This is a genomic window from Rothia sp. CCM 9416 (assembly GCF_048513535.1).
Classification (GTDB): domain Bacteria; phylum Actinomycetota; class Actinomycetes; order Actinomycetales; family Micrococcaceae; genus Rothia.
Genome location: NZ_JBLXXR010000022.1, coordinates 1 through 15061 on the forward strand (window position 1 = coordinate 1; position 15061 = coordinate 15061).

The 15061-nt window shown below is 54.0% G+C and carries 14 protein-coding genes and 1 tRNA gene; 6 read left to right on the forward strand and 9 right to left on the reverse strand.

Annotation, left to right across the window (positions count from 1 at the left end):
- Positions 1-70 precede the first annotated feature (70 nt).
- The 9 genes from ACN080_RS08785 to dnaA form a co-directional block, all read right to left on the reverse strand.
- Positions 71-178 (reverse strand): DLW-39 family protein, encoded by a 108-nt coding sequence (locus ACN080_RS08785; protein WP_419100715.1) that lies wholly within the window; start codon positions 176-178, stop codon positions 71-73.
- Positions 179-213: 35 nt separating this feature from the next.
- Positions 214-287: transfer RNA gene (locus ACN080_RS08790), tRNA-Ile, on the reverse strand.
- Between the two features lie 187 nt (positions 288-474).
- Complete coding sequence (locus ACN080_RS08795) at positions 475-984, reverse strand: DUF3566 domain-containing protein (protein ID WP_419100716.1); 510 nt, start codon at positions 982-984, stop codon at positions 475-477.
- Entirely contained in the window at positions 984-3623 is a 2640-nt protein-coding gene (gene gyrA / locus ACN080_RS08800) for a DNA gyrase subunit A (RefSeq protein ID WP_419113574.1), read from the reverse strand. Before gyrA ends, ACN080_RS08795 begins: the two co-directional genes overlap by 1 nt.
- Positions 3624-3694: 71 nt before the next feature.
- Positions 3695-5722 (reverse strand): DNA topoisomerase (ATP-hydrolyzing) subunit B, encoded by a 2028-nt coding sequence (gene gyrB, locus ACN080_RS08805; RefSeq protein ID WP_419113575.1) that lies wholly within the window; start codon positions 5720-5722, stop codon positions 3695-3697.
- A gap of 282 nt (positions 5723-6004) precedes the next feature.
- The gene (locus tag ACN080_RS08810) at positions 6005-6610 is read right to left on the reverse strand and encodes a DUF721 domain-containing protein (protein ID WP_419100719.1); all 606 of its coding nucleotides are present in this window, start codon (positions 6608-6610) and stop codon (positions 6005-6007) included.
- A 5-nt stretch (positions 6611-6615) separates the two neighbouring features.
- Entirely contained in the window at positions 6616-7809 is a 1194-nt protein-coding gene (gene recF / locus ACN080_RS08815) for a DNA replication/repair protein RecF (RefSeq protein ID WP_419113582.1), read from the reverse strand.
- A 43-nt stretch (positions 7810-7852) separates the two neighbouring features.
- Positions 7853-8980, reverse strand: a complete 1128-nt coding sequence (dnaN, locus tag ACN080_RS08820; RefSeq protein ID WP_419100720.1) for a DNA polymerase III subunit beta — start codon at positions 8978-8980, stop codon at positions 7853-7855.
- Positions 8981-9513: 533 nt separating this feature from the next.
- Complete coding sequence (gene dnaA, locus ACN080_RS08825) at positions 9514-11100, reverse strand: chromosomal replication initiator protein DnaA (protein WP_419100751.1); 1587 nt, start codon at positions 11098-11100, stop codon at positions 9514-9516.
- Positions 11101-11585: 485 nt separating this feature from the next.
- Between dnaA and rpmH the strand changes: the two genes are divergently transcribed.
- The 6 genes from rpmH (at position 11586) to rsmG (ending at position 14869) form a co-directional block, all read left to right on the forward strand.
- Entirely contained in the window at positions 11586-11723 is a 138-nt protein-coding gene (gene rpmH, locus ACN080_RS08830) for a 50S ribosomal protein L34 (protein ID WP_083091541.1), read from the forward strand.
- Between the two features lie 96 nt (positions 11724-11819).
- Positions 11820-12221, forward strand: a complete 402-nt coding sequence (gene rnpA, locus ACN080_RS08835) for a ribonuclease P protein component (RefSeq protein WP_419100721.1) — start codon at positions 11820-11822, stop codon at positions 12219-12221.
- 5 nt (positions 12222-12226) lie between these two features.
- A complete protein-coding gene (yidD, locus tag ACN080_RS08840; RefSeq protein ID WP_419113576.1) occupies positions 12227-12640 on the forward strand; it encodes a membrane protein insertion efficiency factor YidD in 414 nt (137 codons plus the stop codon).
- A 64-nt stretch (positions 12641-12704) separates the two neighbouring features.
- On the forward strand, positions 12705-13679 hold the full coding sequence (yidC, locus tag ACN080_RS08845) for a membrane protein insertase YidC (protein WP_419105200.1): 975 nt from the start codon (positions 12705-12707) through the stop codon (positions 13677-13679).
- A gap of 23 nt (positions 13680-13702) precedes the next feature.
- Positions 13703-14215 carry a protein jag gene (locus tag ACN080_RS08850; protein WP_419105201.1) on the forward strand — a complete coding sequence of 171 codons (513 nt, stop codon included), beginning with the start codon at positions 13703-13705 and terminating at the stop codon, positions 14213-14215.
- 3 nt (positions 14216-14218) lie between these two features.
- Positions 14219-14869, forward strand: coding sequence for a 16S rRNA (guanine(527)-N(7))-methyltransferase RsmG (gene rsmG / locus ACN080_RS08855; RefSeq protein WP_419113577.1), 651 nt, complete (start codon positions 14219-14221; stop codon positions 14867-14869).
- Positions 14870-15061 lie beyond the last annotated feature (192 nt).

Sequence of the window (15061 nt, forward strand, 5' to 3'; positions counted from 1 at the left end):
TCGAACCCCTAACCCCCTGCTTGCAAAGCAGGTGCGCTACCAATTGCGCCACGCCCCCATCGGGTGCTACCTATGAAATTTTATCTGTAGCTTCTTCCCAAGTTTTTTTATTCTCCTGAGAATCCTTGGCTACCTTTGTTGCTATCGCCGTAGCAACTGCAACCAGTGTGATTGTCATAAATTTCTTCATGCCAACCTTTCAACCAAGGTGAGTGGGCGTACCAGGAATTGAACCTGGGACCTCTACATTATCAGTGTAGCGCTCTAACCGTCTGAGCTATACGCCCTTGGTGTTCATCAGAACGAAATATAACTTTACACAGATTTTGGAACCTTGCCAAATCGAAAAGATATGTTCTGACTCACATCCATTTTTGAGGTCAATAGCCACCTGCCCCATAAGCCCAAGGCGGCTCCCCTCCCCCGATAAGGGGGCGAGAAGCCGCCATGAAAGCTACTGAGAGGTTTTCAAACCTATTCGTCAGTCAGAGTGACTCCCACGCCGCCAACAAGCTTAGCGGCGACATTGTAGAGCATGGCAGACAGGGTGCCCAGCAGAGTAAACAGAACAACATTGATAACCGAGATAATCGTGCTGTAGAGCGCTACCTGACCCAGCGACAGGTACTCCGAGATATCCACGGCGTCACCGGTAGTACCCAAGAGCTGCAGCAGGTCATTAATGCTCTGGAAAGCACCTGAAGCCTGCATAACCAGCCACAGGATCACAGCTGCAACAACCGTGACAATACCGACAGCCACCGAAAGCAGGAAGACCAGCTTAGCAACGGAGAAGGTGTCAACCTTTGCAACCACCAGACGGGCACGACGAATCTTAGACCGAGGGGCGGGACGAACCAGCGGCTTACGCTGAGGTCCTGCCGAACTGGAAGTGCCGCCAGCTCGGTTTCGAGCCTGCGAGGCACGCGGAGTGCCAGTTCGCGGTGCGGGGCGCGGGGCTGTGCCCTTGCTATTGGTACTCACTAGTTACCTCCGTGTGCTTCTGCGGAATCAGCATCAGTATCCGCCGGTGATGTGTCATTTTCTAAAGTTACTTCATCTGCCGGATTTTCTAAGCTTTCGGCACCGTTTTCGTCGGTGTCTTCTGCCTCATCAATGTTGCGTTCAAAGTTGCGAGCAACTTCAAGAATCTCATCATTCTTACCGGGCTTAGCAAAGATAACACCCATGGTATCGCGGCCCTTAGCGGGAACCTCGGCAACAGCGGTACGAACCACCTTGCCCGATTGCATAACAACCATGACCTCATCTTCTTCGCTCACAATGAGGCCACCCACCAGATCACCACGGTCTTCTGCCAGCTTTGCGACCTTGATACCTAAGCCACCACGCCCCTGAACACGGTACTGATCAACCTGGGTGCGCTTAGCATAACCACCAGCGGTGACAACGAAAACAAAGGAGTCATCGGTGACGACGTTGGCTGACAAAAGCTCATCGCCTTGACGGAACTTCATGCCGGTTACACCGGATGTCGCACGACCCATGGGGCGCAAGGCTTCGTCGCTGGCAGTAAAGCGTAGCGACTGCCCATGCCTAGAGATCAGGAGCAGGTCGTCCTCAGCGCTTGCCAGCTGGGCAGAGACCAGCTCATCACCCTCGCGCAGATTAATCGCAATCACACCTGCGGCACGGTTGGTGTCATAGTCAGACAGCGCGGTCTTCTTGACCAGGCCCCGCTTAGTGGCAAGCACCAGGTACGGAGCATCCTCATAGGACTTCAGTTCCATGACCTTTGCTATGGTTTCTTCGGGCTGGAAAGCTAACAGGTTAGCAACATGCTGGCCCTTGGCGTCACGCCCTGCTTCCATCAGCTCGTAAGCCTTGGTACGGTACACACGCCCCAGGTTAGTGAAGAAGAGAATCCAGCTGTGAGTGGAAGTCACAAAGAAGTGTTCCACCACGTCGTCGCCACGCAGAGCAGCACCCTTGATTCCCTTGCCACCACGATGCTGGGACCGGTATTGGTCGCTCCGGGTACGCTTGACGTAGCCACCACGGGTAATGGTAACGACCATTTCCTCTTCGGGGATCAGGTCTTCCATCGACATATCACCGTCGTAGCCCATCAGAATCTTGGTCCGGCGCTCATCACCGTAACGGCCAACAATCTCTGAGAGCTCCTCGGAGATAATAGTGCGCTGGCGGTCCTCAGAAGCGATGATGGAGTTGTACTCGTCAATCATGCGCATGAGCTCATCGTGACGATCCTGGATCTTCTGACGCTCCAGAGCAGCCAGGCGACGCAGCTGCATGTTGAGGATAGCCTGAGCCTGAGCCTCATCAATATCCAGAAATTCCATCAGCCCGGTACGTGCTTCATCGGCGGTGGGTGAACGACGAATGAGGGCAATAACCTCATCCAGGGCATCCAGAGCCTTCAGCAGGCCGCGCAGAATATGCGCTTCTTCCTCAGCCTGGCGTAGACGGTACCGAGTACGGCGAACGATAACTTCCATCTGGTGGTTAACCCAGTGGCGGATGAAGGCATCGAGTGAAAGCGTGCGGGGCACACCATCCACGATAGCCAGCATGTTAGCCGAGAAGTTTTCCTGCAGCTGGGTGTGCTTATAGAGGTTATTCAGCACAACCTTGGGCACCGCATCACGCTTGAGCACGATGACCAGTCGCTGACCGGTACGGCCAGATGTTTCATCGCGTAGATCAGCGATGCCGGTAATTTTGCCATCCTTGACCAGTTCAGCAATTTTGACAGCCAGGTTATCTGGGTTGGCCTGGTAGGGCAATTCAGTGACGACGAGGCAGGTGCGGCCGTGGATTTCTTCGACGTTCACCACGGCACGCATGGTGATAGAACCACGCCCGGTCCGGTAGGCATTTTCAATGCCCTTATGACCCAAGATAGTGGCGCCGGTGGGGAAGTCAGGACCCTTAATACGAGCAATCAGCGCCTCAAGAAGCTCTTCGTTCGAGGCCTGCGGGTTCTGCAAGAACCACTGCACACCCTCGGCTACTTCGCGCAGGTTATGCGGCGGAATATTGGTGGCCATGCCCACGGCGATACCCGATGAGCCGTTAACCAGCAAGTTGGGAAAGCGGGAGGGTAGAACAACAGGTTCCTGATTCTTACCGTCGTAGTTGGGCTGGAAATCTACGGAGTCCTCGTTGATATCCCGTACCATCTCAAGCGCCATGGGGGCCATCTTGGTTTCGGTGTAACGGGGAGCTGCCGCACCGTCGTTACCTGGTGAACCAAAGTTACCCTGCCCCAGGGCCAGGGGGTAGCGCATGACCCAGTCCTGAATCAGACGAACCAGGGTGTCATAAATAGCGGAGTCACCGTGGGGGTGGTACTGCCCCATCACTTCACCCACAACGCGGGCACACTTGTTGAAGGAGCGTTCGGGGCGGTAGCCACCGTCATACATCGCGTAAATGACGCGACGGTGCACAGGCTTGAGGCCATCGCGCACATCGGGAAGCGCACGGCCAATAATGACCGCCATAGCGTAGTCCAGGTAGGAGCGTTCCATTTCGGAGCGTAGGTCAACCACCTCGACCTTATCGCCGGGCCCCTCTGGGGTATCAAGCAGCTGGCCCTCTAGGGGCTGTTCTGAGCCCTTGGTGTTATCGTCGCTCATAAGTTCCTCTTCTTTGTCCTTGACCTATATATTCCAGATTTTGCATATATTCCCTTTGTGGAATAAATGCCTTAGATATCAAGGAAACGAATGTCTTTTGCGTTCTGCTGAATAAACTCTCGACGGGCTTCGACGTCCTCACCCATCAAGATGGAGAAAATCTGATCAGCGGCAGCAGCATCTTCCATGCGAACCTGCAGCAGGGTGCGGCGAGCAGGATCCATGGTGGTATCCCAGAGCTCGGTGTAGTCCATCTCACCCAGACCCTTGTAACGCTGAATGCCATTATCCTTGGGCAGGCGCTGGCTCTTGGCATAACCACGCTCTAAGGCAACATCGCGCTCAGCATCCGAGAAGACGTAGTCGTGCGGAGCATTAGACCATTTGATCCGGTACAGCGGAGGCTGAGCCAGATAGACGTAGCCTGCCTCAATCAAGGGACGCATGTAGCGGAAGAGCAGGGTCAGTAGCAGGGTAGTGATGTGCTGGCCATCGACGTCCGCATCGGCCATCAGCACAACCTTGTGGTAGCGAGCCTTCTCAATGTTGAAGTCCTCACCGATGCCGGTTCCAAAAGCGGTAATCAGTGACTGGATCTCAGCGTTTGATAGGGCGCGGTCAAGGCGAGCGCGCTCAACGTTAAGAACCTTGCCGCGCAGGGGCAAGATAGCCTGGGTCTCGGGGTTACGGCCGCGTACAGCAGAACCACCCGCGGAGTCACCTTCCACCAGATAAATCTCGGATACCGAGGGGTCCTTTGACGAGCAATCCTTGAGCTTACCCGGCATAGAGCCGCTCTCCAGCAGGCCTTTACGGCGGGTGGTTTCACGTGCCTTACGGGCCGCCAGACGCGCCTGGGCAGAGGTGATAGCCCTGCGGACAATCTCTTTACCGGTTGAGGGGTTACGTTCCAGCCAGTCGCCCAGTTGGTCCATAATGACGCGCTGAACAAAGGCTTTAACCTCGGAGTTACCCAGCTTAGTCTTGGTCTGACCCTCAAATTGGGGTTCAGAAATCTTGACTGAAACCACGGCGGTAAGACCTTCACGGACATCCTCACCGGTCAGATTGTCGTCCTTTTCACGCAGGAGCTTGTTCTCACGAGCAAAACGATTAATCAGGGTGGTCAGTGCAGCACGGAAGCCCTCTTCGTGGGTACCGCCCTCGTGGGTGTTGATGGTGTTGGCATAGGTGTGGACCGACTCCTTGTAGGCAGCAGTCCACTGCATAGCAACTTCCAGGCTCATCATGCGGTCGGTGTCTTCGGTTTCAAAGGCGATGACATCATCGTGCACGGTCACAAGCTTCTTTGAAGTGTTCAAGAAGTTGACGTAGTCGTAGAGGCCGTTCTCGTACATGTAGGTGACGCTCTTGTAACCCTCAGCGCTGGGGCCGACCTGGTTGAGTGGTAGGGTAGCGGGTTTGTCCTCACCGGCAACCTCATCACCTTCGTGCAGCTCTCGCTCATCGGTCAGACGGATAGTCAGACCCTTGTTGAGGAAGGCCATCTGCTGGAAGCGAGCACGGAGGGTCTCGAAATCAAAATCGACGGTTTCAAAGATTTCGGGGTCGGGGTAGAAGGTCTGCGTGGTGCCGGTAGCGTCGGTGGCTTCACCGCGAGTCAGGGGCTTAGCGGTTTTACCGCCGTTAGCGTAGCTGATATGCCAGCTGTAGCCCTGGCGGCGCACTTCGGTTTCAACGCGTGTTGAGAGAGCGTTAACGACCGAGATACCCACGCCGTGTAGACCACCCGATACCGCATAGCCGCCGCCACCAAACTTACCGCCCGCGTGCAGAATAGTCATAACAACTTCAACGGTGGGCTTTTTCTCGGTGGGATGTTCATCTACGGGAATGCCTCGCCCGTTATCGGAGACTCGAACTGCGCCGTCTTTTTGAATGACGACCTCGATGAGGTCCGCGTATCCGGCCAGAGCTTCGTCGACAGAGTTATCGACGACTTCATAGACCAGGTGGTGCAGGCCGCGTTCCCCGGTTGAGCCGATGTACATACCGGGGCGCTTTCGCACAGCTTCAAGGCCTTCGAGGACCGTGATGTCGGCGGCGCCGTATTCGTGGGAAGTTTCTTCAGTTGCCACGGGTGATTAGGCTCCTTGCATGGTCGGTATCGCGCCCAATGGTCAGGCACAAGATGCTGGCAGTATAGGCAGACAGATCATCAAGGCCCGCTTATTCTGGGCGCGCGTATTCTCTGCCAATTCTACCGCACCGGGGCTTTTTTCTCCCCGCTTTACAAGGTTTTAGAGGGCTATCTGCTCGCAGAAGGCGCTTATTTGGCCTTCCCAGTGCTTTACCCCCTCAGCCTGTAGGCTCTCACAGCTTGAGGGGTCAAACCGTCCAGAGGCGATTTTTCCAGTAATTTACCCGTAAGTATCTCGTGGCCCGCGACCACCGGGGGCCACCCGCAGCCCCTTTTTCCAGGAGGGGGCGTTGGGGCCGAAGGCTTTGACATCACGCACCACCTCATCACCTAGCTCGCTGTTAAAGCGGCGAATGATGTCGTATTTCATGTGCCGCACCTGCACAGCCCAAGCTGTTGATTCGCAACGGACGGTGATAACCCCATCATCAAAGCTGTCCGGGGTAGTTTTGCTTGCCAGTTGCGGTCCCACCAGTTTGTCCCAGCGAGCCATGACCGATGAAACTGCCAAAGGGGTACTCCAGCCCCGCTCCATCATGACGCGATCCAAGAGGCCAGCCAGGCTTTGGGGATCCCTGACACTGGGCCCAGGCCCGGAGTACCCCCCGAGCTGGCCGGCAGTCGATAGGGAGTTGTACCGTTTGACTTTTGCACCGGGTTCAGCGTTCATCACCCGACCGAAATCTTTAATGATTTTTCGGCCGGCTAGGCCCTGAACCCGCAGTTCACCGCGAGCTTCTTTAGCCGCTCGGATACGACTCAAGAGAGCGGCGGGGGCATCTAGACCATCCGCATTATATTCTGTATAAGGAATATCTTTGCTCATGGTGACTATTCCGCGCTGTCCATACGATGGTTGAAGCTTTCATCAACGTGTGCTTTGCCCTGGTCAACACGAACCAGCACAATCTGTCCTAGCTCCTGGGGTATATCGCTCACTACAGCACAGGTTACAAGAACCTGTTCAGCACCTGCCACAATCGCGCCCAGACGGTGACGGCGAGCAGTATCTAACTCAGCAAAAACATCGTCAAGAATCAAAATTGGGGATGCCCCTGTCGAATCATTATCTGCAAGGTGAACATACCAGGCAGCAAGTTTAAGGGCTAGAGCATAAGACCAGCTTTCACCGTGGGAAGCAAAACCTTTCACAGGGATCCCGCCGAGTTCTAGGGCCAGGTCATCGCGATGGGGCCCTACCAGGGTTATTCCTCGTTCCACCTCTTCAGACCGTTTTTGTTCCAGGGCACGGATAAGTGCCTGTTTTATATCCTCTACACCCATGAGAGCTGCCTGGGGGAGAGTTTGACCCGAGATCGTAGGGAAGACAGTAGATTCGTAGTTGATGCTGACGCTTTTTGAGCCATCAGTTAATTGCCCATAGGCACGCTGAAGCTGGGGAAGCACCAGCGAAAGAGTCCGCAGCCGAGCCTGCAAGAGGTAAGCCCCGCTAGTAGCTAGTTGCTGATTCCAGACCTCTAGAGTGAACGCATCTTCTTGCACAGATACACGGCGGCCCCGCATAGATTTCAGCAGGGAGTTTCGCTGACGCAAGATTTTCTCGTACTCAGAACGATATGCGGCCACAGCTGGGCGCAAAGAAACTGCTAGGTCATCGATAAAGCGTCTTCGGCCGACTGGCTCACCTTTGACAAGCTGCAGGTCTTCGGGAGAAAACAGGACGGTTCTTGTGACGCCAAGAGCTTCTCTTGCCCGGACGGGAGCTGCCCTATTGATACGCACCCGATTACTTTTCCCAGGAGCTATCTCAAATTCGAGGACCGTTTGTTGGTTACCCCGAACGGTGCGGGTACGAATGTAAGCGCGTTGGGCCCCCACACGTACGAGCGGTGAATCCTGGCTGACCCGGTGAGAGGCAAGTTGCGCGGTGTAGTCAACTGCCTCGATGATGTTGGTTTTACCTACCCCGTTAGGGCCAAGAAAAACGGTGACGCCGGGGGTCAGCGGCAGGTTCAGTAGTCGATAGGTGCGGTAGTCCATCAAGGATAGGTGGTCGATGTACAGCGCGTACTCCTTGACGTTATGAGAGGGGGCTGAGAAAGAACCTTTACTGGTTCTGCAGGCGGATAGGCATTAGCAGGTAACGGTAGTTTTTCTCGTCCTCAGCCTGCCAGTCTTCCTGTTCAGAGAGCACAACGGGCTTGCGAGGGTCGGTGAAAGAGAACCTCACAAATTTGTTGGAAGCAAAGGTATGGAGGCCTTCGGACAGGTAGCTGGGGTTGAAGGCAACCGTAATATCTTCACCGTGGAGATGTGCCTGCAGGGTTTCGGATGCCTGAGCGTCTTCGCCTGTGCCGGCGTCGAGGGTTACCTGGCCCTGGCTGAAAGCAAGACGAACAGGGGTGTTTCGTTCGGCTACCAGTGATACGCGGCGAACAGCCTCCATCAAATCTGAGGTACGGATAATTGCGTGTACCGGGGTGACTTCGGGAAAGAGCGAACGAATCTTGGGGTATTCGCCGTCTACGAGCAGGCTTGTCGTCCGGCGGGAGTCAGATTCAAAGCCTACAAGTTCGTGGCTGTTAGAGAGAGCAATAGAAAGATCACCGGCACCACCGAGTGTCTTGGCGACCTCCGACAGTGTTTTAGCTTTGATGAGGGTTGCTGTTGAGATGGAAGGGTCTGTGGGGTTCCAGGTCAGTTCACGCATGGCTAGACGGTAACGGTCGGTAGCCAGCAGGGTGATCTGATCACCTTCAATTTCCATACGAACACCGGTCAAAATTGGCAGGGTGTCGTCTTTGGAAGCTGCTACCGATACCTGGCTCACTGCTTTAGCGAATTCGGTACCTTCCACGGTGCCTGAGATTGCCGGTAGCGCTGGGAGTTCCGGGTAGTCGTTCACAGGCATTGATGAGAGGTTGAAATTTGAGGAACCGCATGAGAGATGGACTTTACCTTCGTGCAGTTCAAAGAGAACGTCTGCCTTAGGTAGGGAACGGCAAATCTCAGCAAGCAGGCGGCCCGATACGAGAGCTTGGCCTTCTTGGGCAACATCAGCTGCGATATTTAGCTTTGCTGAGGTTTCGTAGTCAAAACTTGCGATGGATACTTCACCTGAAACTGCCTTGATGAGCAGACCTGAAAGGACAGGCACCGGAGGGCGAGGGGAGAGGGAACGAGCGGTCCAGCTAACCGCCTCTGCCAGGGTGTCGCGTTCAACAGTAAATTTCACTGGAGCACCTTCCAAATCTCAAAACAGTAGAAGCCCGCGATAACGGGCATATTCAGACTCTCAGTCTACCGGACTCATCCCCTCTTGAACCTATGACCCTAGCCCTATCTGAGCCTTGGCTTTGGGCAGAGATCCGAAAACTACAGAAGAGCGTTCCCAAAAGAGTGCGAATTTCTGTAATTACAGAGAGTTCTTACAAGGGGGTGAGCAACCCGCTAGGGCCATGTAATTACAAGAACTCTCGCCAGGGGAAACAGGATCGGGACAATTTTTTGTTATTTGCCTTTTCTTCTTTAAAGGTCGTAGTGTTAATAACCCTTGTGAAAACTGTGGAAAACTCAATTTGAACCCAGTAAATCAAGGATTTCCCTGTGGGGCTATTGTGTAGAAGTAAGGCCCAATCTGTGAATGAATAGTGTATGAATATTTATGCAAAAAATGAACTGCACACCTTTTGAATATCTATGCACTTAACCTCCACATTAAAACCCCGCCAATAGTAAGTTATCCACAGGGGTGTTGAAAGCCCATTTCTAGCGTGATGCGTCCCTGGAACCCTGTTTGATGCGGTTCGTCAACTCAGTTACCTGGTTGAAAATAGGCCTACGTTCGGCCATCAGATTGCGAATCTTCCGATCGGCGTACATAACAGTGGTGTGGTCACGGTCGCCCAGCTCCTGACCAATACGGGGCAGGGACATGTCCGTGAGCTCTCTCAACAGGTACATTGCAATCTGACGGGCATTGACCAGAGTCCTGCTCCGTGACTTGGAGCGTAAATCCTCAAGAGTGACATCAAAGTATTCCGCAGTAGCAGAAAGAATCTGCGAAGCAGTAATCTCGGGGGCACCATCATCGAGCAAAAGGTCCTTGAGTACCTGTTCAGCCAGTTGCATATCAACGGCCTGCTGCTGCAAGGACGCAAAAGCGGTCACACGAATCAGCGCACCTTCAAGCTCACGGATATTGGTTGAGATATGCGAGGCAATATACTCCATGACATCATCGGGAACATTGAGCCCCTCATTCTGGGCTTTCTTGCTCAAAATGGCGATACGCGTTTCTAGCTCAGGCGGCTGAACATCGGTAATCAAACCCCACTCAAAACGCGACCTCATACGCTCTGCAAAGCCTGTGAGCTGCTTGGGCGGTAAGTCCGATGTAATCACGACCTGCTTCTGATGGTTATGCAGGGCATTGAAAGTATGGAAGAACTCTTCCTGGGTGCTATCTTTACCTGCCAGAAACTGAATATCGTCAATCAGGAGCATATCGACGTTACGATAAATCTGCTTGAACGACGTATCGTTCTTGTCTCGAATCGAGTTAATGAAATCGTTGGTGAACTCTTCTGAATTCACGTAGCGTACTCGAAGCCCTGGGTAGAGACTCTTGGCATAGTGACCGATGGCGTGAAGCAGATGGGTCTTACCCAGCCCCGAACCACCGTAAATAAAGAGTGGGTTATAGGCAGAGGCAGGGGTCTCCGAGACAGCGAAGGCGGCCGCATGGGCAAAGCGATTGGACTGGCCAATCACAAAGCTATCAAAAGTGTATTTAGGGTTCAGCCGGGCTGTTGAGTCCCACGTACTAGATTCTCTGGGGCTTTCCTGACGAGGCTCAACATCGTGGGAGATACTCTGCCCAGAGTAGTTGTCTGTATCGGCAACCGCCGGAACATCAGAGATATCTGAAGGCGCATCGGCTACTCCTTGCTGTTCAGAGCCGCGGTCAATAAACCCGCTGGTAGCTTCTGCCTGTGCCGGTTCAATAAAACTGGTGGGGGAGTGATCTACTACTGCCGTCGCCTGTTGCTGCGCTACCGATGACGAAGGCTCAGCAGCAACTTCTGGCTTCTTCTCAAGGCTGGTATCAATGATGAAAGCCTCAGTCACACCGGGCCCAAAAGTAGCTCTAATTGCTTCTTGCAGGGAGCCTTTGAGCTCATGCTGGAAAATATCACGGGTAAATTCGCTGGGGACCGCAATCAGCAGAACATTGCCCATGAAAGCATGAGGCTGAGCCAGCCCAATATGTGCGCGGTGGCGTTGCGCTACCGATGTATCGGCACGCAGCAGGGTCACCAAGTGCATCCACTTCTTTTGAAGCTCAGGATCCATATAATCGCCCACAGGCTCTCCTTACAAGACGCGCAACTAGAAAACTTACCCACAGCTTACCCATAGATACCCTGAGAATATCACCATGTTATCCACAGGGTGGATAAGATGTGAATTGCTGGTGGGGTACCTGTCCACAGTATGTGATTAAAGTGCGGTTTGCCAGCTTAAAGTCGTGAAAAATACAACTTACAACTTTTTGCGAAGACCTGTGGATAACCTGCGCTAAGAGATTCTTATCGACAAGCTATCCACAGATGTGCCTAACCTCTCCCCACTGCCTGTGATTAAAGACCTACGCCCCTTAGGCTTGACCTTGTATAGCCCCGTCTTCTAGAGTTGATTAGTCAAAGTGTGCTAGGAGTATGCCCATACTAGGTATGCCCCGCCCTCAACGGCGGCCTACACATCAGCAAGAAGCGTCAACCTGTTCGAAGAACTGTTGAAAGGTTGGCCCCCGTACCAACCACTTTTGGAGTAACCAGATGAGCAAGCGGACTTTCCAGCCGAATAATCGCCGCCGCGCCAAGAAGCACGGTTTCCGTCTTCGTATGCGCACCCGCGCAGGCCGCGCTATCCTCGCGAACCGTCGTTCAAAGGGCCGCGCAAGCCTCTCAGCATAAGGCTTTACTATCTCCTAACCAATCGGCCTTCACTCCATGCAGGCCAGCGTACTAACGCAGCCCGCCGAGACAGACCGAACCGAAAGGGGAGAGCACGTGCTGGCACAGCAGCACCGGATGAGAGCTTCGGCTCAATTCTCACAGACTACACGTTCCGGCGTCCGATCAGGACGCCGGAACTTAGTTCTATATACAGCCAAATTAAACGAGGAACCAACCCTTATCGGTTTCATCGTTTCTAAAGCCGTGGGTAACGCCGTTACCCGCAACAAAACCAAACGCCGCCTTCGAGAACTAAGTGCCCACTTTCTGACAGAGCATCCCGAGGGCTATTCCATTGTGCTCAGAGCCCTACCGGCCGCGGCCTCAGCTAGCTATGCTGAGCTTGCCTCCGACCTCGAAAGCGCTCTTCTATCCAACCTCAAAAAACTCGGGGGCAATCCCAATAATCATGGCCTTGCCGCTACCCCCGTCGCCCCTCATGGAGAGGAACTCTAAAACACATGAGTGCCTCCCGATACACCGCCCCCCAGGAACCCACCCCTAGCGAAAAGGACATCTTGCTAGAAAAAGCTCCCCACGAGTTTGTGGTTCCGACCTCTCTGACCCAAGCGGCGCTGGTCCTACCTCAGAACCTTCTAATCGCTTTTATCAAGATTTACCGAGCTATCGTTTCGCCCCTCTACGGCAACGTATGCCGGTACTACCCAACATGCTCCGCCTACGGGCTAGAAGCAGTTACAAGCCACGGTGCCATCCGCGGCCTCTCTCTTACCGTTCGCCGTATTCTGCGGTGCCATCCCTGGGCTACGGGCGGTCTTGACCCTGTTCCGGCCGGCAAACGCACTTTTGCGCCCGGCCAGGAACCTAAGATAATTCTTCTAAACCATCCACACCGGCACCATCACCACCAGTAACTTCTCGGTGCTAGTGCTTGTCCACCACAACCGGCTCACATCTCGCTGAGCCAGGGAGAGATACATGTTCGACATCATTCTCTGGCCCTTCAAATGGATTGTTTCTGCAGTCCTTTGGGCATTTCATGAACTTTTCACCGCTATCGGCATGGACCCCGGATCGGGCGTCACCTGGGTATTGGCCATCATCGGCCTCACCCTTGTCATGCGAACCCTGACGATCCCGCTTTTTATGAAGCAAATCAAGGCCATGCGTGGCATGCAGGAATTGCAACCTGAGCTTGCTAAGCTCCAGGCCAAATACAAAGGGAAAACCGATCAACTTTCCCGCCAAGCGCTGGCTCAGGAACAGATGGCGCTTTACAAGGAAAAGGGCTCTAACCCGCTAGCATCTTGCCTGCCTATTATCGTGCAGATGCCCATCTTCTTCGGCCTTTTTCAGGTGCTCAACGGTATCCCTAAGGCGGCAGCTAATGGCCAGGGCATCCTGATCCTTGACAATGTTAAGGTCGAACAATTCAACGACGCCTATATCTTTGGTGCCCCCCTCTTCTCCACCATGACGCACCCCGGCAACGGCAACCACACCGCAACTATTGCCCTGGCCGCAATCATGGTAGTGCTGATGAGTGCAACCCAGTTCTACATCACCAAGCAACTCTCAGCTAAGAACATGTCGGATGCCGCTAAGGAATCCCCCATGTACCGCCAGCAGCAGATTATGCTCTATATTTTGCCTCTAATCTTCGCAATCTCCGGTATCAACTTCCCCCTAGGTGTGCTGGTCTACTGGACCGTTTCTAACTTCTGGACCCTGGGCCAGCAGTACTGGGTTATCAAGAACAACCCCACCCCCGGTTCTCAGGCTGAACGCGAACTCAACGAACGCCGTGCCGCTAAGGGCCTTCCGCCCGTTGGCAAGACCAAGGAACAGCACGAGCAGGAACTTGCTGAACAGCGTGAACGCGCAGCCCGCGGGCAGCGCCAGCAGCCTGTCAGTAAGAAGCGCCAGAAGCAACAGAATAAAAAGAAAAATTAGCGGTAGCTACAGGAGAAAACATCATGACTGAAGCCCCCGAAACACCGGATGCCGCGCTAGAAGACAATTTTGAAGACGAAGGTGACATTGCCGCTGACTACCTTGAAGAGCTCCTCGATATCGCCGATATCGATGGAGACATTGATATCGAGGTACGTAACGGCCGCACCTATCTTTCCGTAGTCACTGAAGACGGTAACAATGAGGACCTTCAAGCCCTCGTGGGTAAGAACGGCGAAGTGCTCGACGCTCTTCAAGAGCTAGTGCGCCTCTCTGTGCTGGCCACTACCGGCCAGCGCACCCGCCTGATTTTGGATATTGCAGAGTTCCGGGCTGGCCGCCAGCAGGCGCTGCTCACCATGGCCGAAACAGCTATCGCTCAGGTCAAAGAAACAGGGCAGGAAGTCCACCTGGAGCCCCTGGGCTCCTACGAGCGCAAACTGATTCACGACATCGTGGCAACCCACGGTCTCTACTCTGAGTCTGAGGGCTCCGGGCCCGGCCGCCACATCGTCATTGCACCGGTAGAGGACTAAAACGTGAGTGAAGAAAATACCCAGCTACCTGAACTGGCCGGCCCCTCCCTGGTGGCTGCTGACCAAATCTTTGGCGACCGCCTCCCCCTTGCCGAACGCTACGTTGAGCATTTGGCAACTAGCGGTATTGAGCGTGGTCTGATTGGTCCGCGTGAGGTTCCTCGTCTCTGGGAGCGTCACGTGCTCAACTGCGCAGTTATCGAGGAGCTTATTGAGAAGGATGCCAAAGTGGTGGATGTGGGCTCCGGAGCGGGGCTTCCAGGGCTCTGTCTGGCTATTGCCCGCCCAGACCTCCAGATAACTCTGATTGAGCCTCTGGAGCGCCGAGTTATTTGGTTGACAGAGGTAGTTGAGGACCTGGGATTCGACAACGTAGGCATCCTGCGCTCGCGGGCTGAACAGGCCGTAGGGCAGGTGGAAGCAGACTATGTGACTGCTCGTGCCGTATCTGCCCTGGTAGGGCTTCTGGATATCACTCTGCCGATTCTGCGCGGTACCGGCCAGCTTCTTGCTCTCAAAGGGAAGAGTGCGGCAGATGAGATTACTAAAGCATCCAAAAAACTTACCCGATATGGAGCGAGGGAAATCGAGATTCTTATTGCAGGTCAAGACCTGCTAGAAGAACCCACCACAGTGGTTCGGGTTAGTTTGTAAAACCCACTAGAACTGGCACTCTTCCCTAAGGTCCGGCAGTCCTGAGCGAACTGCCGGACCTTTTTGTTGCCTAGTGCGTGGTAAAACCGGGGTGTCGGCATTGAGATTTTAAGGAGTGTTTCATGTGAAACATAAAATAAAATTTTATAAAACAACCTATATAAAGCGCTCTATGTGTAGAGCTTTAGAGTT